General features: G+C 71.5%; 15 protein-coding genes. 4 read left to right on the top strand and 11 right to left on the bottom strand.

Annotation, left to right across the window (positions count from 1 at the left end):
• Positions 1 to 158 precede the first annotated feature (158 nt).
• From ACZ6NC_RS24310 to ACZ6NC_RS24275, 8 genes are all read right to left on the bottom strand, one after another.
• Entirely contained in the window at positions 159 to 2171 is a 2013-nt protein-coding gene (locus tag ACZ6NC_RS24310) for a hypothetical protein (protein WP_465735876.1), read from the bottom strand.
• A gap of 234 nt (positions 2172 to 2405) precedes the next feature.
• Positions 2406 to 3599: an elongation factor Tu gene (tuf, locus tag ACZ6NC_RS24305; protein WP_313764195.1), complete on the bottom strand. Its 1194-nt coding sequence runs from the start codon at positions 3597 to 3599 to the stop codon at positions 2406 to 2408.
• Positions 3600 to 3832: 233 nt separating this feature from the next.
• Entirely contained in the window at positions 3833 to 5938 is a 2106-nt protein-coding gene (gene fusA, locus ACZ6NC_RS24300; RefSeq protein WP_396321474.1) for an elongation factor G, read from the bottom strand.
• Positions 5939 to 5977: 39 nt separating this feature from the next.
• Positions 5978 to 6448 carry a 30S ribosomal protein S7 gene (gene rpsG, locus ACZ6NC_RS24295; RefSeq protein ID WP_148644378.1) on the bottom strand — a complete coding sequence of 157 codons (471 nt, stop codon included), beginning with the start codon at positions 6446 to 6448 and terminating at the stop codon, positions 5978 to 5980.
• 2 nt (positions 6449 to 6450) lie between these two features.
• Positions 6451 to 6822, bottom strand: coding sequence for a 30S ribosomal protein S12 (rpsL, locus tag ACZ6NC_RS24290; protein ID WP_014144289.1), 372 nt, complete (start codon positions 6820 to 6822; stop codon positions 6451 to 6453).
• 415 nt (positions 6823 to 7237) lie between these two features.
• Positions 7238 to 8812 (bottom strand): DUF2142 domain-containing protein, encoded by a 1575-nt coding sequence (locus ACZ6NC_RS24285; protein ID WP_465735875.1) that lies wholly within the window; start codon positions 8810 to 8812, stop codon positions 7238 to 7240.
• Positions 8813 to 8875: 63 nt separating this feature from the next.
• Entirely contained in the window at positions 8876 to 9100 is a 225-nt protein-coding gene (locus ACZ6NC_RS24280; RefSeq protein ID WP_465735874.1) for a hypothetical protein, read from the bottom strand.
• Positions 9101 to 9396: 296 nt separating this feature from the next.
• Positions 9397 to 9975: a DUF1707 and DUF4190 domain-containing protein gene (locus tag ACZ6NC_RS24275; RefSeq protein ID WP_465735873.1), complete on the bottom strand. Its 579-nt coding sequence runs from the start codon at positions 9973 to 9975 to the stop codon at positions 9397 to 9399.
• A 269-nt stretch (positions 9976 to 10244) separates the two neighbouring features.
• Here ACZ6NC_RS24275 and ACZ6NC_RS24270 point away from each other — a divergent pair, with 269 nt between their 5' ends.
• The 4 genes from ACZ6NC_RS24270 to ACZ6NC_RS24255 all read left to right on the top strand — a co-directional run bounded on the left by ACZ6NC_RS24270 (position 10245) and on the right by ACZ6NC_RS24255 (position 15361).
• Positions 10245 to 11051 carry an ABC transporter ATP-binding protein gene (locus ACZ6NC_RS24270; protein WP_465735872.1) on the top strand — a complete coding sequence of 269 codons (807 nt, stop codon included), beginning with the start codon at positions 10245 to 10247 and terminating at the stop codon, positions 11049 to 11051.
• Entirely contained in the window at positions 11048 to 12685 is a 1638-nt protein-coding gene (locus tag ACZ6NC_RS24265; protein WP_465735871.1) for a transporter, read from the top strand. The genes ACZ6NC_RS24270 and ACZ6NC_RS24265 overlap by 4 nt, the downstream gene beginning before the upstream one ends.
• Positions 12686 to 12802: 117 nt before the next feature.
• Positions 12803 to 14107, top strand: coding sequence for a DUF2786 domain-containing protein (locus tag ACZ6NC_RS24260; RefSeq protein ID WP_465735870.1), 1305 nt, complete (start codon positions 12803 to 12805; stop codon positions 14105 to 14107).
• 153 nt (positions 14108 to 14260) lie between these two features.
• Positions 14261 to 15361, top strand: coding sequence for an ADP-ribosylglycohydrolase family protein (locus tag ACZ6NC_RS24255; RefSeq protein WP_465735869.1), 1101 nt, complete (start codon positions 14261 to 14263; stop codon positions 15359 to 15361).
• Positions 15362 to 15372: 11 nt separating this feature from the next.
• On the opposite strand, the gene ACZ6NC_RS24250 is transcribed toward ACZ6NC_RS24255, so the two are convergent.
• Genes ACZ6NC_RS24250 through ACZ6NC_RS24240 form a run of 3 tightly spaced genes read right to left on the bottom strand, consistent with a single transcriptional unit; the run spans position 15373 to position 19002 of the window.
• Positions 15373 to 16725 (bottom strand): serpin family protein, encoded by a 1353-nt coding sequence (locus ACZ6NC_RS24250; RefSeq protein ID WP_465735868.1) that lies wholly within the window; start codon positions 16723 to 16725, stop codon positions 15373 to 15375.
• Between the two features lie 58 nt (positions 16726 to 16783).
• Positions 16784 to 17779, bottom strand: coding sequence for an ADP-ribosylglycohydrolase family protein (locus ACZ6NC_RS24245; RefSeq protein ID WP_465735867.1), 996 nt, complete (start codon positions 17777 to 17779; stop codon positions 16784 to 16786).
• 8 nt (positions 17780 to 17787) lie between these two features.
• Positions 17788 to 19002 carry a cytochrome P450 gene (locus tag ACZ6NC_RS24240; protein WP_465735866.1) on the bottom strand — a complete coding sequence of 405 codons (1215 nt, stop codon included), beginning with the start codon at positions 19000 to 19002 and terminating at the stop codon, positions 17788 to 17790.
• Positions 19003 to 19029 lie beyond the last annotated feature (27 nt).

Raw genomic sequence — 19029 nt, 5'->3', positions numbered from 1 at the left:
AGGAGGAGAGGAGGGGGCACCCTCCCATCCCGTCCCTTCGGCTTCGCCCCGCCACACCCCACCCCACACTCCCACCCCCCCCCCCCCCCCCCCCCCCCCCCCCCCCGCGCTCGCTGTCATCGGCCCGGTGTTCGCGGGCCGGACGTCGCTCCGCGCTGTCAGTCCCCGGGGAAGCTGCGGTTCCACGGGTGGATCCAGTTGCTGCCGGGCTTGGCCACCACGGTGATCCGCGGCGCCGCACCGGCGAGGTCCTTGCGCGTCCGGTCGCCGGTGGCCGGGTCGGCGACCACGACGGTCATCGGCTCACCCAGCTTCTCGGCGGCTTTCCTCACATGGGCCAGGGCCGCCTGATACTCCTGCTCCGGACGCTCGGCGGCGCCGATGTTGACCCAGTGGGTCTCGTACAGCGGCAGCATGTCGCCCCCGCGTTCCCGCAGCAGCGCGGCGATCCAGGTGGACTTGAGGTTCTTGTAGTCGTCGTTGGAGTACAGGACTATCACCGGCTCGGAAATGCCGTCGAGGTCCTCCATGACGGTGGCGCCGTGCCGGGGGCCGATGTCGCTCCACGTCTCTCCCCGACTCCAGGCCGTCAGCGAGTTGTCGTGCCAGGCCGTGGGCGCGCCTTTGAAGGATGGCATACCCCACTGGACCCCGGCGAAGAGGCTGAGCGCAGTCGCCACCGAGAGCACCGAGAGGGCGGCGTCGCCCGCCCTGCGCTTCGTCGCGCTCACCCGGGCCGGCGACGTGGTCCGCAGCAGCGGGCCGACCGCGCCGAGCGAGACCAGGGCGATCACCACACCGGTGCCCGCGAGCTTCTCGAAGTAGTACGACACATGGCCGATCGTGTGCATCTGCCACCAGGCGAAGCCGCCGATGACCAGGCCGGAGCCGAGCACCAGCGCCAGGTGCGCCTGGCCCGTCCCGGTCCGGCGGCTGGTCGGTGCGGCTGCGGCGAGCAGGGCCAGCAGGAGGCCTCCGACCAGGATCGTCCGGTCCGCCCCGACGCTCGGGCCGCCCAGGTTGGAGGTACTGGCCACGTCGAGCTCGGAGAACACGGAGACCACGCTGGGCAGGCCGGCCAGGCCCAGCGTGACGACGCCGGCCAGGCCGTAGAGCAGCCAGGCCTTGCGGCGGAACCTCCTGCGATGGGCGACGAGGGTCACCACGACGGCGATGCCCGCGACGGCTCCGAAGAGGTTGTAGACGTAGGTGACGGTGATCAGGCCGAGCGCGGCGATCAGCACGAACTCGGGCGTCGGCATGGCGGGCCGCACCAGGAAGGCGACCGTCACGGCCACCATGAGCAGGCCGATGATCGTCGAGTCGAAGCCGTGCGTGACGAGGTCGGTGTAGTTGCTGGAGAACATCAGCGCCGCGACCGACCCGCACACCGCCGCGGCGCGCCAGCCGCGCAGTCGCGGTCCGCCGATCCAGCGGGCCGCCCACACCAGGGCCGCGCCCAGCAGGGCGTAGGCGGCAAGGATGTAGAGCAGGTAGCGGTTCATGGTGTCGAGCGTCGACCCCAGGTCCGTGGACGACCGGACCAGTGCGTCGACCCAGGCCAGCAGGAAGTGCGAACCCTGCGGGTACACCGCCTCGGCCGGCGACATCATGTACGCCTTGGCGGCCTCCTGGTGCAGGAAGTTGTAACCGCCGACGTGCTCGATCCCGACGAAGTAGGAGAAGTGGTTCAGCCGGTCCTCGGCCGTGGTCAGGAATTCCAGGCGCCAACCCGGCCCCTTGCCGGCCAGCGGGCGGTGCAGGTAGTGCCAGAGCCCGTAGGCGGTGCCGAGCACCAGGAGGTCGGAGGGCCGCGCCCGGAGCGGCAGCCGCGGCGCCCGGCGGCTCAGCCAGCCGGTCAGCGTCACGACGGTGAAGAGAACACCGGAGGTGGGGATCGGGGAGAGCCCCCACGGCCAGAGCGAGAACAGCAGGCCGAGGACCAGCACCCCGCCGGCGACGATCAAGGCCGCCGCCACCAGCCGGTCGAGCAGCACACCCCCCACCCGGATCAGGCAGCCGACCGCCAGAACGAGCAGCGGCAGCACCAGAACACCCAGGCCGGTCGCGATCAGCCCCGCAGGGAGGAGCCAGGAGGCCAGCAGAACGCCGAGGAGTAACGGGACACCACGGCCCGGCCCGCCGGCCGGGGGGTCCACAGGCGCGGGCACACTCTCCGATTCCGCCCCCTTGACAGAGGGGAGCGTGGCCGCCGTGGTGCGAAGTCTTTCCATCGGGACCCTGGGTTCCCATCCCTCTTCGGGCGCGCGGGCACCCCGCCCGTACGCCGCCAATGTCTGGCGATCATCGAGAAAGAATTCTTATACAACGCCAGAGGGCTTGGCGGAGATCATGCGATCTCCACCAAGCCCTCCTTGACCTAGCGCCAAGTGTCAGATCATCAATTACTTGAGGATCTTGGTGACCTGGCCGGCGCCGACGGTGCGGCCACCCTCACGGATGGCGAACTTGAGGCCCTCCTCCATGGCGATCGGCTGGATCAGCACGACCGTCATGGCGGTGTTGTCGCCCGGCATGACCATCTCGGTGCCCTCGGGGAGGGTCACGACGCCGGTCACGTCCGTGGTACGGAAGTAGAACTGCGGGCGGTAGTTGTTGAAGAACGGGGTGTGGCGGCCACCCTCGTCCTTCGACAGGATGTACGACTGGGCCTCGAACTCGGTGTGCGGGGTGACCGAACCGGGCTTGATGATGACCTGGCCGCGCTCGACATCCTCGCGCTTGATGCCACGGAGGAGCAGACCGACGTTCTCACCGGCCTGGCCCTCGTCGAGCAGCTTGCGGAACATCTCGATGCCGGTGACCGTGGTGGTGGTCTTGGTCTCCTTGATGCCGATGATGTCGACAGTCTCGTTGACCTTGAGGATGCCACGCTCGATACGACCGGTGACGACGGTGCCACGACCGGTGATCGTGAAGACGTCCTCGATCGGCATCAGGAACGGCTGGTCCACGGCGCGAGCCGGGGTCGGGATGCTCTCGTCGACCGCGTGCATCAGGCCGAGGAGCTTCTCGCCCCACTCCTTGTCGCCCTCCAGCGCCTTCAGCGCGGAGACGCGGACGACCGGCAGGTCGTCGCCCGGGAACTCGTACTCGGAGAGGAGCTCACGGACCTCGAGCTCGACGAGCTCCAGGATCTCCTCGTCGTCCACCATGTCGGCCTTGTTCAGGGCGACGACGATGTAGGGGACGCCGACCTGGCGGGCCAGGAGGACGTGCTCCTTGGTCTGCGGCATCGGGCCGTCGGTGGCGGCGACGACGAGGATCGCACCGTCCATCTGGGCCGCACCGGTGATCATGTTCTTGATGTAGTCCGCGTGACCCGGGCAGTCGACGTGGGCGTAGTGACGCGCCTCGGTCTGGTACTCGACGTGCGCGATCGAGATGGTGATACCGCGCTGCCGCTCCTCCGGCGCCTTGTCGATCTGGTCGAACGGCGTGAAGGGGTTGATCTCCGGGTACGCGTCGTGCAGCACCTTGGTGATGGCCGCGGTAAGGGTCGTCTTACCGTGGTCAATGTGACCGATGGTGCCGATGTTGACGTGGGGCTTCGTCCGCTCGAACTTCGCCTTCGCCACTGCAGTCCTCCTGAGGACAGTTCTGTACGCCGTGCTGACGTCAGTTGGTCTTTGATCGGGTTGGGTACGGGGCGCCCGGGAGCGCCCCATGCCGTCCCGCGGGTGGGGCGGAGGCCCCGGGAGAATCCGGTCGGATTCTCCCGGGTCGCCTCCTAATAGCCTAAGGGTTCGCAATCGTCCCGAATGTCGGGATGTCCTGCGGCCTCGGGTAGGGACTCGGCTCGCGCCGGTCCTTACTCGCCCTTGGCCTTGGCGATGATGTCGTCCGCCACGTTCCGCGGAACCTCGGCGTACGAGTCGAACTGCATCGAGTAGCTCGCGCGACCGGAGGTCTTGCTGCGCAGGTCACCGACGTAGCCGAACATCTCGGAGAGCGGCACCAGCGCCGAAACGACGCGGGCACCGTAACGCTCGTCCATGGACCGGATCTGGCCACGGCGAGAGTTGATGTCGCCGATCACATCGCCCATGTAGTCCTCGGGCGTGGTGACCTCGACGGCCATCATCGGCTCCAGCAGAGCCGGGGACGCCTTGCGAGCGCCCTCCTTGAAGGCCATCGAACCGGCGATCTTGAACGCGAGCTCGGAGGAGTCGACGTCGTGCGAGGCACCGTCGAGCAGCGTCACGCGGACACCCTGGAGCGGGTAGCCGGCGAGGACACCGAACTCCATGGCCTCCTGGCAGCCGGCGTCGACCGAGGGGATGTACTCCTTCGGAACGCGGCCACCGGTGACCTTGTTCACGAACTCGTAGCCCTCACCGGACTCGATCGGCTCGATCGCGATCTGGATCTTCGCGAACTGGCCGGAGCCACCGGTCTGCTTCTTGTGCGTGAAGTCGATACGCTCGACGGCCTTGCGGATCGTCTCGCGGTACGCGACCTGCGGCTTGCCGACGTTGGCCTCGACCTTGAACTCACGCTTCATACGGTCGACCAGCACCTCGAGGTGCAGCTCGCCCATACCAGCGATGATGGTCTGGCCGGTCTCTTCGTCGGTGTTGACCTGGAAGGACGGGTCCTCCTCGGCCAGCCGCTGAATCGCGGTGCCCAGACGCTCCTGGTCACCCTTCGACTTCGGCTCGATCGCGACGCGGATGACCGGGGCCGGGAAGTCCATGGACTCCAGGATGACCGGGTGCTTCTCGTCGCTCAGGGTCTCGCCGGTGGTGGTCTGCTTGAGACCCATGACGGCGACGATGTCGCCGGCGCCCACCGACTCGATCTCCTCACGCTTGTTCGCGTGCATGCGGTAGATCTTGCCGATGCGCTCCTTGCGGCCCTTCACCGCGTTGAGGACGGCGGTGCCGGCCTCAAGGCGCCCGGAGTAGATCCGGACGAAGGTGAGCTTGCCGAGGTGCGGGTCGGACATGATCTTGAACGCCAGAGCCGCGAGCGGCTCGTCGTCCGACGCCTTGCGGGAGATCTTGACCGTGTCGTCGCCGGGCTTGGTGCCCTCGATGGACTCGATGTCCAGCGGCGACGGGAGGTAGTTGACGACCGCGTCGAGCAGGGGCTGAACGCCCTTGTTCTTGAAGGCGGTGCCGCAGAAGATCGGCGTGAAGTCCGAGTTCAGCGTGCCCTTGCGGATCGCGGCGATCAGCAGCTCCTGGGGGACGTCCTCGCCCTCCATGGCGAGCTCCATCACCTCGTCGCTGACGTTCGACACGGTGTCCAGCAGCTTCTCGCGGTACTCCGCGGCCTGGTCGGCCAGCTCGGCCGGGATGTCGACGATGTCGTACATCTCGCCCTTGGCGGCCTCGGCCGTCCAGACCAGCGCCTTCATGCGGACCAGGTCGACAACGCCCTGGAAGTCCGACTCGGCACCGATCGGGAGCTGCATCACCAGCGGGGTCGCGCCGAGGCGCTCCACGATGGTGTCGACGCAGAAGAAGAAGTTCGCGCCCGTGCGGTCCAGCTTGTTGATGAAGCAGATGCGCGGGACGCCGTAGCGGTCAGCCTGCCGCCACACGGTCTCGGACTGGGGCTCGACACCGGCGACACCGTCGAACACCGTGACGGCACCGTCGAGGACGCGCAGCGAACGCTCCACCTCGACGGTGAAGTCGACGTGACCCGGGGTGTCGATGATGTTGATCGTGTTGTCAACGCCGTCGAGCGTCCAGTGACAGGTCGTCGCGGCCGACGTGATCGTGATGCCGCGCTCCTGCTCCTGCTCCATCCAGTCCATGGTGGCAGCGCCATCGTGGACCTCACCGATCTTGTACGAGACACCGGTGTAGAACAGGATCCGCTCGGTGGTGGTGGTCTTGCCCGCGTCGATGTGCGCCATGATCCCGATGTTGCGGACCCTGGCGAGGTCAAGGGAGGTTGCAGCCATGGTGGCTCGTTCTCTCTCTGTCTAGTGACGGGGTTGGGACTACCAGCGGTAGTGCGCGAAGGCCTTGTTGGACTCGGCCATCTTGTGGGTGTCCTCGCGACGCTTCACGGAAGCGCCCAGGCCGTTGCTGGCGTCGAGGATCTCGTTCATCAGGCGCTCGGTCATGGTCTTCTCGCGACGGGCGCGGGAGTAACCGACCATCCAGCGCAGCGCCAGGGTGCTGGCGCGGCCCGGACGGACCTCGACCGGAACCTGGTAGGTCGCGCCACCGACACGGCGGGACTTGACCTCGAGGGCCGGCTTGACGTTCTCCAGCGCGCGCTTCAGCGCCACGACCGGGTCCGAGCCGGTCTTCTCACGGACGCCCTCGAGGGCGCCGTAGACGATCCGCTCGGCGGTGGAACGCTTGCCGTGCAGCAGGATCTTGTTGACCAGCTGGGTGACGACCGGGGAGCCGTAAACCGGGTCGATGATGACCGGGCGCTTCGGGGCGGGGCCCTTACGAGGCATTCTTACTTCTCCTTCTTGGCGCCGTAGCGGCTGCGAGCCTGCTTGCGGTTCTTGACACCCTGGGTGTCAAGCGAACCGCGGATGATCTTGTAGCGGACACCAGGAAGGTCCTTCACACGACCACCGCGCACCAGCACGATGGAGTGCTCCTGCAGGTTGTGGCCCTCGCCCGGAATGTAAGCGGTGACCTCGATCCCGCTGGTGAGGCGCACACGGGCGACCTTGCGAAGCGCCGAGTTCGGCTTCTTCGGGGTGGTCGTGTACACACGCGTGCAGACGCCGCGACGCTGGGGCGAACCCTTCAGCGCGGGAGTCTTGTTCTTCTCGACCTTGTCCTGCCGGCCCTTTCGGACCAGCTGCTGGATCGTAGGCACCGTTTCTCCGTTTTCTGTGTGCCAAGGCTTGGTGGAACTAACCTGCGGTGTTCCCGTCGCACACGGCCCCGTGGTCGACCCACGCGGTCGGGTGTGTTGGGTTTATTCCAGTACGGAATCCCATGAGCAGATGTGCAGCTGCGGTGCTCACGCGCGCGAGGCGCTGGAAAGCGCTTCGGCTTGGCGCGGCGGCCGGTGTACATGCACGCACAAGGACCCGGGGACACCCCAGGCACAGGTCAGAGCGTACCTAGCGCATCGGGCGCGGTCAAAACAAATGCAGCGCCGCAGGCCAGGGGGGGTCGGCCGGCGGCCGCGCCGGGCGCCGGAGGGGCTACGGGCAGCGGACCGGCCAATATCACGCGATCGGGAATCCCGCTACCCGGCGCCCCGTGGAGCGGGGTTCCGCCGGTCGTCAGTGGATCGCGACCGGACGGCGGAGCGGGGCGACTATTTCCCCCTCCTCGGCCGGAGCCGGCAGGCGGCGATCGCCGACCATCGCGAGGACGGTGAGGCCGACCGCGCCCAGGACGTAGACCACCAGCCAGATCTCCCAGCCGAGCGGCGGCGCCCACTTCGAGTGGCTCAGCACCAGTGGCCCGGGGATGCCGACGCCGTTGCGGCGCAGGGCCCAGTAGAAGCCCACCACGTTCGCCGCGGCCAGGGCCACCGCCGGCATCGCCACCAGGCGCCGCCAGGGCATCCCGGTCACGGACGAACGCTTCACACAGATCGCGGCGGCCATGATGGGCAGCCCGACCGCCAACGGCAGCAGGTAGCGACCCTGCCAGACCAGGCCGAGCTGCCGCACCTGAACCGCCTGGGCGACCACCGGCAGGAGGATGATGCCGACCACCATGCCGAGCACGGCGACGCTCTCGCGGATCCGGGCGAAGCAGAGGGCGAGCAGCGCGAGCATCACCACGACGGACGTCCAGATGAACAGCGTCCAGGCCGGTGGCGGCACATCCAGCCAGCCGAAGTAGCCGACCATCTGCTTGATGTACTCGAACGTTTCGTCGAAGGTCTTCCGCGCGGCGACGGCCATGGTGAGGTCTGCGGGCACCTTGATGTCCGAGTGGTCGGGATGGGCCGCCGTCCAGGCGAGCGCAGCGCCGGCCACGGTCGCAACCACCGCGCCCCAGGCCAGCGTGGCGCGGCGGCGCAGGGCCAGGCGCAGCGCCGAGCGTTCCTGGAGCAGCAGGCCGCCGACGAGCGCCCCGGCGAACCATATGCCGCCGAGCGGCCGGATGCTGATCAGAACGATGGCGCTGACGCCCAGTCGGGCGAGCCGGCGGTTGAGCAGCCCCGGCTCCGGCGCCATCAGGATCGGCAGCATCGCGCTCCAGACCAGGATGCCGGCCGCGATCTCCGGTCCGCTCGGGTTGACCATGCCGAACATGAACAGCGACATCGGCGTCGCCGCGGCGATCAAACCGAGCATCGCGATCGACCGTCGCCGCCACTCCGCCGCCGAGACCACGGCGCTCGCCAGCAGCAGGGCACAGATCGCGGCCGACGCCAGCCGCATCAGGTAGAGCCCGGGCACTCCGTCGACCAGCAGGCTGGGCCACCCGACGGCGATGTAGTAGACGGGGTTGTAACGGCCCGCCGCGGTGGTGACCTGGGCAGGGGCCTCCGAGTGACCTATCGGCGGCGCACAACGGGCCGGCTGGGAGTAGTCGAAGGCGTAGCACTCGTGAACGGTCTTGACGTCCTTGTACCACTGCGGGAGCGTCACGCCGGTCTCGGCGAAATGGCCCGCGATGCCGGCCACGCTGTGCTCGACCATCACCTCGGGGCCGTTGATCTGACCGCGTGCGACGGCGGCCGCCCGGACGATGTGTGCGTGCTCGTCCGGGGAACCGCCCATCGGGGTGGAGATCGACCAGGACGCCCCCAGCGCGAAGAAGAGCAGGAACGAGACCGCCCACAGACGCCGTGGCGTCTTTGCCAACAGGTCGGCGAGCCGTTTCACGATATTCGTCATCAGTCGGTGGCCTTCTCGGAAGTCGCACGGGTCATGGCAGGTCGCGGTCGCCGGGGGCAGCTGTCACCGGATCATGGTCCGCCAAGTCTGGTCGACGTCCTTCGAGCACGTGCCGCCGGGGGCGAACCTCGGGCAGCTGCCGTCCGGCTTCTGCACGGTGTGCAACACCCACGACAGGATCCGGTACGAGTCTTCCTCGGCCGGCATGTAACGGTCCGCCATCGACACCGCCGTGGCACGCGCCCCGGTCAAGGAGAGCCTGCTGGCGTCCTCGGCACTGACTGTCACTGGACTGGTCCCTCGGCTGGTGAATACTCCGGCTGGCCTTCCGGACCACCGGTTCGCGGCCGGCTACGGAAGGCGAGGTCCCGGTGCGGACTCCGGGGCAGTTGCTCCGGGAATCGTAAGGCCTGGCAGTACAGGAGTTCACTCATGGATCGTCCGTTCGGCCCGCCATTCCCGCGGCCCCGCGGAGGTGACCGGCCGTCGACGTGGGCGGACGGCGCGACGCACGGCCGGACGGTGCTCCGGATCACGCACTCAGGGCCCGGGCCGGGCCGCCGGCCGGGTGACCCGGGGCCCGGTCACCCGGCGGCGATCAGGACCAGCATCAGCAGGGTCCAGGCCGCCGATCCGAGATAGCCGAAGATCAGGCCGACCGTGGCCATCCCGTCGCCGTCCTCGTTGCGCTCGCGGATCTGGTTCTTGGCGATGTGGCCGGTGATCACGGCGGGCAGCCCCATCCCGAGCAGGCCGAGCACCAGGGACGTCACGGCCATGCTGTTGGTGGGCCGTGCCGGAGGCAGGACGGGCGGCGGCAGGAACGTGGACGGCACCTGGCCGGCGAGCGGCATCGGCGTCACCATCGGGCCGGACGGCAGGTCGGCCACCAGCCGGGTGAGCTCGCCGTACGTCTGCGCGGCGCTCGCCGCGTCGAAGCGCTGGCCGTACTCGTCGGCGGTGAGGCGGCCCTCGGCGTACGCCGCCTTCAGCACGTCGACCGTGCGGTCCCGGTCCGTGTGCGCCGCGCGCATCTGCGACTGGTGCATCTGCGCCTGCTGCACCGGCGCGGGCGGCCACGACCTGGCGTACGGGCCGGACGGCGCCTGCGGCGGCGGGCCCCCATACCCGGGGGTCTTCTCGCCCCACGGCTGAACCGCCATCCGCCACCTCCGACACCCGGCGCACGCTGCGCTCACTGTCTCTCATAGTGCAGGACGAACCAGGGCCCTGAGTAGTTGCCGGTTTCTTCGTCGCCATTTTCGCGACCCGCTCCGGCCCGCCTCCGTGTCTCGCGACGGGCTCGGGCCCACCTCCGCGGACTCACCCGTTCGGCCTAGACGCGCCGAAGATCACCTGCGGGGCGACAGCCCCGTCCGGGCAGTGGCAGGCTGTCGCCCGAACCACCCCTACCACCGCAGAGAAGGCCATCATGCAGGCGTCAGCGCCGCCGCCGTCCCCCGCACCCGCGTCCGCCGCCCCCGTGGCGGTGAGCATCCAAGGGCTGTGGAAGCGCTTCGGCGACCAGGCCGCGGTCGCCGGGCTGAGCCTGGAGCTGCCGGCCGGCGCGTTCATCGGGCTGGTCGGCCCGAACGGCGCCGGCAAGACCACCACCCTGTCGATGGTCACCGGGCTGCTCCGGCCCGACCAGGGCACCGTGCTGATCCACGGCGCCGACGTCTGGGGCGACCCGGTCGCGGTCAAGGCCCGGATCGGCATCCTGCCCGAGGGCCTGCGGATGTTCGAGCGGCTGAGCGGCCGTGAGCTGCTGCAGTACAACGGGCGGCTGCGCGGCCTGCCCGGCGCCGAGGTGGACCGCCGGGCCGAGGAACTGCTGGCCGTCCTCGACCTGGCCGGCGACGCCGACAAGCTGGTCGCCGACTACTCCACCGGCATGCGCAAGAAGATCGGCCTGGCCGCCGCGCTGCTGCACAACCCGGACGTGCTCTTCCTCGACGAGCCCTTCGAGGGCGTCGACCCGGTCTCCGCCCAGACCATCCGCGGGGTGCTCAAGCGGTACGCCGCGGCCGGCTCCACCGTCATCTTCTCCAGCCACGTCATGGAGCTGGTCGAGCAGCTCTGCGACTGGGTCGCCGTGGTCAACGCCGGCCGGGTGATCGCCCAGGGCCCGCTGGACTCCGTCCGCGGCGAGCACAGCCTGCACGAGGCGTTCCTCGCGCTGATCGGCGTCCGCGAGGACGACGGCCAGGCGCTCGGCTGGCTCGGGGGCGGGCAGTGAGCTCCCAGGCCACCGGCGCCCGCACGGCCCGCACCCCCGTGCCCGACGGGCGGACGGTCGTCCGCGCGCTCGTCGCGCTCAAGCTCCGGCTGCTGCGCAACGGGCTTCGGCGCAGCCGCGGCCGCGCCGCCCTCTACGTCATCGGCACGGTGATCGGCCTGCTCTTCGCCACCGGGCTGGCGGTGGCCCTCGCCTTCCTGGGCCGCTTCGACGGCGCCGGTGACGCGGCCGTGATGCTGGCCGGTGTGCTCACCATCGGCTGGGCCGCGCTGCCGCTCTTCCTCTTCGCCAGCGACGAGAGCTCCGACCCCACCCGGCTCACCATGCTGCCGTTGCGCCCCGGGCCGCTGCTGCGCGGCTCGGTGCTGGCCGCGCTGATCGGGCCCGGGCCGCTGATCGCGCTGGTGCTGCTCACCGGCGCGGCGATCGCCGGCGCCGACGGGCCCGCCTCGGCCGTGGTCGCCGTGGCCGGCGTCCCGCTGACCGTGCTCAGCCTGGTGACGATCTCCCGCTCGGTCGCGGTCGGCAACGCCCGGCTGCTCTCCAGCCGGCGCGGCAAGGACTTCGCGATCTTCGGTGGTCTGCTCTTCGCGCTGCTGGGCCAGGTGGCCAACGTCGGCTCGCAGAGCGTCTTCGGCCGGCCCGGCGACGAGCTCGACCTCAGCCCGCTGAAGCCGATCGCCTCGGTGCTGCGCTGGGTGCCGCCGGTCAGCGCGCTGGACGCCTCCCGCACCGCCGGCGAGGGCCGGTACGGCCTCGCGCTGCTCCAGCTGGCCGCGGCGGCCGCGCTGCTGGCGCTGCTGCTGCGCTGGTGGCGGGCCAGCCTCCAGCAGCTGATGGTCACCGCGGACGCCTCCACCCTGGAGGTGGCGCGCGGTGTGCAGCCCTCGCGCGGCTGGGGCTTCCTGCCCGGGGGCCGGACCGGCGCGGTGATGCAGCGCCACCTCCGGTACGCCTGGCGGGAGCCGCGGGCCAAGGCCGCCGTCTTCACCAGCATCGGGATGACCCTGGTGCTCTGCGTCCTGTCGGTGGTCCAGGGCTGGGCGAGCGTCTACCTGGTGTCGGCCACCGGGATGTTCCTCGGCCTGCAGATGCTCAACCTGTTCGGCATGGACGGCTCGGCGTTCTGGATGGTCGCCGCCACCCTGCTCACCCCCGCCGACGCCCGGGAGGAGCTGCGCGGGCGGGCGTTCGCGGTGCTCTCCTACGCGGTGCCGGTCACCCTGGTGCTGGGGCTGGTGCTGGCCGTCGTCACCGGCGACTGGGCCGGTCTGCCGGCGGCGCTCGGCCTGGCCTTCGGTCTGCTCGGCAGCGGCATCGCGATCGGCGCGGTGCTCAGCGTGCTGGCGCCGTACACCATGCCGGCCGACAACAACCCGATGCGTACCGCCGCCCCCGGCCAGGGCGGCCTGGTGCTGCTGAACAGCTTCGGCTCGATGTTCGGCGCCGTGCTGGTCAGTGCCCCGGTCACCGGCTACCTCGGCTGGGCCCTGGCCACCGACGGCCCGGTCTGGCCGGTCCTCCTGCTCGGCCCGCTGTACGGCGCGCTGGTCGCCTTCCTCGGCGTCCGCCTCGCCGCCGGCCGCCTGCTGGAGCGCATCCCGGAGATCCTCGCCAAGACGGTCGAACGCTGACGGCTGCCCCGGGCAGCCGCGGCGCGCCCAGGGCCCGCCGCCGGGCCGGGCGCTCCGGCATCATGGGCGGGAGGCTGTCCTGACCGCAGGGCGGGTACGAGGAGAGCGGGCGGCACCGTGGGCAAGCGCAGGCAGCAGGGACAGGCCGGGGCGGACGAGGGCGCCGGACCGCTGCTGACGCAGGCGGTGGGCGCGGTGCTGACGGCGCCGGACGAGCGGCTGGACCTCGCGCTGGACACCGGGGCCTCGCTGCTGGCCGCCTCGCCGGGCCAGTGGCCGGCGGTGAGCCGGGCACTGCTGGGGTTCGCGGACACCGCGGTCGGGCGGTGCTGGTCGGCGGGGTGGCGCCCGGCCGACCTGGTCCGGGTGGTGCGGCGGGAGCTGAAGCCGGTGCACGTGGCGCTCGCGGTCGACCTGATCGCCGCCGAGGGTCGGCGCCACTCCGCGGCCGCACCGGACCGGCGCTGGCAGGAGCAGCTGCGCGAGCTGGAGGCCGAGGTCTGGTGGCAGGGCGACGAGGCGTACCTGGCCGCCTTCGCGCACCGGCACCGGCTGGACCGCTTCGCGCTGGCCACGGCGGTGCTGGAGCTGCTGCGGTCCTGGGGCCGGCTGCCCCCGATCGCACCGGTCGGCCCGGCGCCCGGGCACGCGCCCCGGACGAACCGGCCGTCGTCCGGCGCGGTGCCGGGTGAGCCGCGGATGCTCTCCCGGATCCGGGCGCTGCTGGCGAAGGCCGAGTCCACCGAGTACCCGGAGGAGGCCGAGGCGCTGACCGCCAAGGCCCAGCAGTTGATGGCGCAGCACAGCATCGACGAGGCCCTGCTCGCCGTCGCCGGTGCGGACCGCAACGCCCCGGCGTCGCTGCGGATCGGCGTGGACAACCCGTACGAGGGCCCGAAGACGATGCTGCTGGACGCGGTGGCGGCGGCCAACCGGTGCCGGGTGGTCTGGGCGAAGGAGTTCGGCTTCTGCACCATCATCGGTTTCGACGGGGACCTGGACGGCGTCGAGCTGCTCTACACCTCGCTGCTGGTGCAGGCGACGCACGCGATGAACAAGGCCGGCTCGCGCCAGCACCTGGACGGCGCCTCGCGCACCAAGGCGTTCCGGCACTCCTTCCTGGTGGCGTACGCGGCCCGGATCCGCGAGCGACTGGTCGCCGCCACCGAGCAGACGACCAGCGACGCGGCGGCCGGCCGGCACCTGCGCGAGGACGGCACCGCGGAGCAGCTGGTGCCGGACGAGCGGCTGCTGCCGGCGCTGGCGGCCCGGACCGAGGCGGTGGACCAGGAGGTGGGGCGGATGTTCCCGAAGCTGGTCTCGCAGCGGGTCCGGGTGAGCGACGGCGAGGGCTGGGCAGCCGGCCGCGCCGCCGCCGACCGGGCCGCCCTGCACGGCCGGGCCGGCGAGATCCGGTCCTAGAGCGTGTCCTCGGGCAGGCAGGAGCAGGCAGGAGTTTGAAGACGGGCCCCAGGACGCGCCCCGGGGCGTGGAGCCACCGGCGGGGAGCGGCGGGGCGGGAGCGGCCGGGCCTGATAGAACGGACTCCGGTACAAGCGAGGGGGAACGGTGGCGGTGACGGAGTCGGGGTACCCGGACCGGGTGCGCGGGGCGCTGCTCGGCGGGGCGGTCGGGGACGCCCTGGGCTGGCCGGTGGAGTTCCAGCAGCTGTACCAGATCCGCGAGCAGTACGGCCCGGCCGGCGTGACCGGGCTGCCGTCCGGCGGCCGGATCGCGGAGGTCACCGACGACACCCAGATGACGCTGTTCACCGCCGAGGGTCTGATCCGCGGCTTCGTCCGGGGCTGGTCGGGCGGCGGCGGTTCGGTGCCGGAGGCCGTCCACGGCGCCTACCGGCGCTGGCTGCTCACCCAGAGCCAGGGCGCGCCGGACCAGCTGCCGCTCCCCCGCCCGTACGACGGCTGGCTGCTGCGGCAGCCGTTCCTGTACGCGCGGCGGGCCCCGGGCAACGCCTGCCTGTCCGGGATGTCGTACCACCCGGAGTTCGAGGCGCCGGCGCCGTTCGGGCAGCCGGGGCCGATCAACGCGCACTCCAAGGGGTGCGGCACGGTGATGCGCTCGGCGCCGTTCGGGCTGGCCCGGCTGGGCTCCGAGCAGTCCTTCGGGCTGGCCGCGCAGTGCGCGCAGCTCACCCACGGGCACCCGACCGGCTATCTGGCGGCGGGTGCGTTCGCGGCCCTGGTGGAGCGGCTCGTAGACGGGGTGGAGCCGTGGGCGGCGGTCGGGCAGACCGTCGACCAGACCCGGGAGTGGCCGGCCTCCAAGGAGACCGTCCAGGCGCTGGCCCGGGCGGTACGGGTGGCCGAGGAGTCCGAGCCGTCGGCGGAGGCGGTGGAGCGGGTCGGGCTCGGCTGGATCGCCGAGGAGTGCCTGGCCATCGCGGTGTACTGCCTGCTGGCCGCCGGCTCCGAGCCCGCCCCGGCCCGGACGGCGCTGCTGCTCTCGGTGAACCACTCCGGGGACAGCGACTCCACCGGCGCGGTCTGCGGCAACCTGGTCGGCGCGGCCTACGGCACCGCCGCCCTGCCGGCCGCCTGGACCGAGGCGGTGGAGGGCAACGAGACCCTGCTGCGGGTGGCGGACGACCTGCTGGTGCTGTTCGGCAGCCGGGAGCCGGCCCACCCGGCACTCGGCGGCCGCTACCCGGCCTGGTGACCGGGTAGGGCTCAGCGCGCCTGCGGGTCGGTGACCTGGCCGAGGAAGAGCGGCCGGCCGGTGGCGGTGTCCCGGATCAGGAACAGGAACGGCCGGTCGATGTGCAGCTCGACGGGCCGCTTCGGGGCCGCCGCGCCCGCCGCCTCCAGACCGACGCCACTGCCGGCGGCGGCCACCGTGCCCGCCTCGTCCACCTCGATGGTGGCCTTCTGGACGACCGTGCCGATCTTCAGCGGCTCCTGCGCCCCCGACCCGGGGATGCCGCCGAAATCGGCGGCGTCGAAGGCGGCGTTGACGCCGAGCGCGCGCAGCGTCGGGGTCAGCTCGTTGGCCGTGTCGAAGTGGAAGCGCGGCAGCGTCAGGTCGACCGACTGCTCGGCGAGTTCGCCCAGGATCCGGTCCAGCTGGGCCTGGTCCAGGCCCTTGGTGAAGCCCGCGAACCCGCCCTGCGCGGGCACCAGCAGGTCCATCGCCAGCCCGCCGTCCGCGTACGGGAGTTCGACGGCCTGCCAGGGCTGGCCGAGGATCCCGCCGGAGCCCTCGGCGTAGCGGAAGGTGCCGGTCCGGCCCATCGTGCTGACCGCGGGGGCCGAGCCGTCCAGGCGGTGGAACGGCTTGTCGGCGGTGTTCTCGGACTTGAACGGGGTGGCCCACTTCGCCTTGAGGTAGAGCGCGTCGGTGAGCGCCAGCCGGGTGCCCGGGTTGATCGCCTTCTCGCCGAAGAGGTTCTTGATCCGGCCTTCGGTGGCCTTCTCCACGGCCGCGTTGACGCTCTTGCGGGCGCCCTCCGGGTCCTTCTTGAAGTCGGCGGTGTGCACGCCGGTGTCGAAGGCAGCGGCGAGGGTGGCCAGGTAGCCCTGGTCCAGCGGGAAGCCCTGCTGGGCCCAGAGGTCGTCGGACTGCCGCAGGGTCAGCCCGTCGGTGGGCGGCAGGCGGTGGGCGAGGGCGCCGGTGGCGAGGGCGTACTGCTGCGGGGTCAGCTCGGTGTGCAGGGCCTTGGCGAGCTCGTCGGCGGTGGCGCCGCGGGCGCCGGGCAGCACCATGGCGAGCACGGTGGCCAGGCCGGACGGCGAGAGCACCACATTGCGGCCGGCCTGGTCGGGCGCGGCGGTGAGGGTGTGCAGGAGGTCCAGGCCGAAGGCGTTGGTGGCGGCCGCGGTCGCGGCGACCTGGGCCGGGTCGGCGGGCGGCGCCGAAGCGGGCGTGGAGGCGCGGACGACGAGGGGCGCGGCGGCGCCGGTGGAGCCGCAGCCGGTGAGCAACGGTGCGGCGAGGGCCGCGGTGACGGCCGCGCTGAGGAGCAGGACCGCCGGGCGGCGGCCGGTCCGGCTGGTCGGACTGGTCCGGCTGGTTCGACTGGTCATGGCGGTTCGACGCGGCACCCGCCCGGGCGGTTCCCTCCACCCGGGCGGGCCGGCCGGCTCAGTCCCAGAGCGCTCCCAGCTCCAGCAGCTCGTCGCGGTACTCGATCCGCTTCACCCAGTCGGCCGGCCAGGCCGCCGCGCCGTGGTGGGCGCCGGCGAAGGCGCCGGTCAGGCAGGCGATCGAGTCGGAGTCCCCGGACGAATAGGCGGCCCGGCGGACGGCGGCCACCGGGTCGTCCGGCAGCAGCAGGAAGCAGAGCAGACCGGTGGCGAGCGCCTCCTCGGCGATCCAGCCCTCGCCGGTGGCCAGGCACGGGTCCGCCTCGACGTCGGGATCGGCCAGCGCCGCGTCCAGCCGGTCGAGCACTCCGAGGCAGTCGTCCCAACCACGGGCGATGAACTGCTCCGGCGAGTGGTCGTGGGCCTGCGCCGCGAGATCGCCGAGCCAGAACTCGTCGTACCGGGTGCGGCTCGCCAGCGCGTACGCCCGCAGGACGGCGGTCAGCCCGGCCGGCGGCAGGCCTTCGGCGAGCTTGCGGACGGCGTAGGCGGTGAGGTCGCTCGCCGCCAGCGCGGTCGGGTGGCCGTGGGTCAGCGCGGACTGCAGCTGGGCGGCGCCGGAGAGCTGGCGCGTCGTCAACTCGGTGACCAGGCCGATCGGGGCGACCCGCATGTTGGCGCCGCAGCCCTTGGAGCCGACGTCGCTCGCCTGCTGCCAGCGGCGGCCGTCGGAGAGCCGCTGGCAGGAGCGCATGCAGGTCATTCCGGGGGCCCTGTTGTTCTCCGGCGAGCGCCACCACTCGACGAACTCCTCGCGCACCGGCCGCTCCAGCCGCAGCGGGCCGAACGGCCGGCGCTCCAGGGCGGTGCGCAGGCCGCGGCCGAGCGCGAGCGTCATCTGTGTGTCGTCGGTCACCAGCGCCTTTTCGGGCAGCGGCAGTTGGCGCCAGTCGGGGCAGTACTGGGCGATGTGCTCGATCTCGTCGAACTCGGTGCGGTGCCCCAGCGCGTCCCCGATCGCCAGGCCCAGCAGTGCCCCTGTCGCCTTTCCCACGGCCCCTCCTAGACCTCGACCAGCAGCTCCTCCAGCCCCCGGATCACGTAGCCCGGGCGCCATTCGGGCTCACGGACGAGCCGCAGCCCCGGCGCCCGGCGCAGCAGCGCGCCGTACGACTCGGTGAGCTCCAGTCTGGCGAGCGGGGCGCCGAGGCAGAAATGGATTCCGGCGCCGAAGGTGATGTGCGGGTTGTCGGTGCGGCCGAGGTCGAGCCGGTCCGGGTGGGCGAAGCGGGCCGGGTCGCGGTTGGCGGATCCGAAGAGCAGCGCGATCTCGGAGCCGCGCGGGATGGTGACGCCGCGCACCTCGATGTCCTCCAGCACCCAGCGCTCGAACATCTGCAGCGGGGTGTCCCAGCGCATCAGTTCCTCGACGGCGGTGGGCAGCAGTTCGTCGACCGAGCCGCGCAGCCGGGCCAGCTCGTCCGGGTTGCGGAAGAGCGCCCACCAGCCGTTGCCGGTGGTGTTGACGGTCGCCTCGTGGCCGGCGTTGAGCAGCAGCACGCAGGTGGAGATCATCTCCTGCTCGCTGAGCGCGTCCGAGCCCTCCTGGGCCTGGATCAGCGCGCTGATCAGGTCGCTGCCCGGGGCGGCCCGGCGCTCGCGGATCAGGGCGCGCAGGTAGTCGGAGAACTCGGTGCTCGCGGTGACGGCCCGGCGGGCGGCCTCCTCGGTCGGGTTGAGCTCGAACATGCCGGTGATGTCGGCGGACCACGGCCGCAGCAGGTGCCGGTCCGGCTCCGGGACGCCGAGCATCTCGGCGATCACCGCGACCGGCAGCGGTTCGGCGACGGCGGCGATCAGGTCGCCGCCGCCGGCCGCGAGCAGCCCGTCGACCAGCTCGCCGGCGAGCCGCTGCACGGTCGGCCGCAGCTCCTCGACCATGCGCGGGGTGAACGCCTTGGAGACCAACCGCCGGATCCGCGTGTGGTCCGGCGCCTCCAGGTCGAGCAGCCCGTTGTCGTTGAGCGTGTGGAACGGCTCGTGCGCCGGGTCGGGCGCGGGCCGCCCGAACTCCTCGTGCGTGAACCGGTGGGTGTACGTCCGCCCGAGCCGGCGATCCCGCAGCAACGCGCTGACGTCCTCGTACCGCGAGACCAGCCACTGGCCGGTCGGCTCGTAGTACGTCACCGGCGCGTGCTCGCGCAGCTCGGCGTACGCGTCGTACGGGTGAGCCACGAACGCCGCCGACCAGGGGTCGAACTTCGCCGTCGTCGTCATCGATCGATCACTCCAGGCCGTGAGGGG

This window comes from Kitasatospora sp. NPDC041988, assembly GCF_055588525.1.
The sequence above is the reverse complement of the archived record's forward strand: the minus strand, read 5'-3'. Positions and strand labels throughout refer to the sequence as shown.

Coding starts and splice junctions, on each gene's coding strand:
- rpsG (WP_148644378.1), bottom strand. CDS start 6,448: ATGCCTCGTAAGGGCCCCGCCCCGAAGCGCCCGGTCATCATCGACCCG.
- ACZ6NC_RS24275 (WP_465735873.1), bottom strand. CDS start 9,975: ATGGCGGTTCAGCCGTGGGGCGAGAAGACCCCCGGGTATGGGGGCCCG.
- ACZ6NC_RS24270 (WP_465735872.1), top strand. CDS start 10,245: ATGCAGGCGTCAGCGCCGCCGCCGTCCCCCGCACCCGCGTCCGCCGCC.
- ACZ6NC_RS24250 (WP_465735868.1), bottom strand. CDS start 16,725: ATGACCAGTCGAACCAGCCGGACCAGTCCGACCAGCCGGACCGGCCGC.
- ACZ6NC_RS24285 (WP_465735875.1), bottom strand. CDS start 8,812: ATGACGAATATCGTGAAACGGCTCGCCGACCTGTTGGCAAAGACGCCA.
- fusA (WP_396321474.1), bottom strand. CDS start 5,938: ATGGCTGCAACCTCCCTTGACCTCGCCAGGGTCCGCAACATCGGGATC.
- ACZ6NC_RS24240 (WP_465735866.1), bottom strand. CDS start 19,002: ATGACGACGACGGCGAAGTTCGACCCCTGGTCGGCGGCGTTCGTGGCT.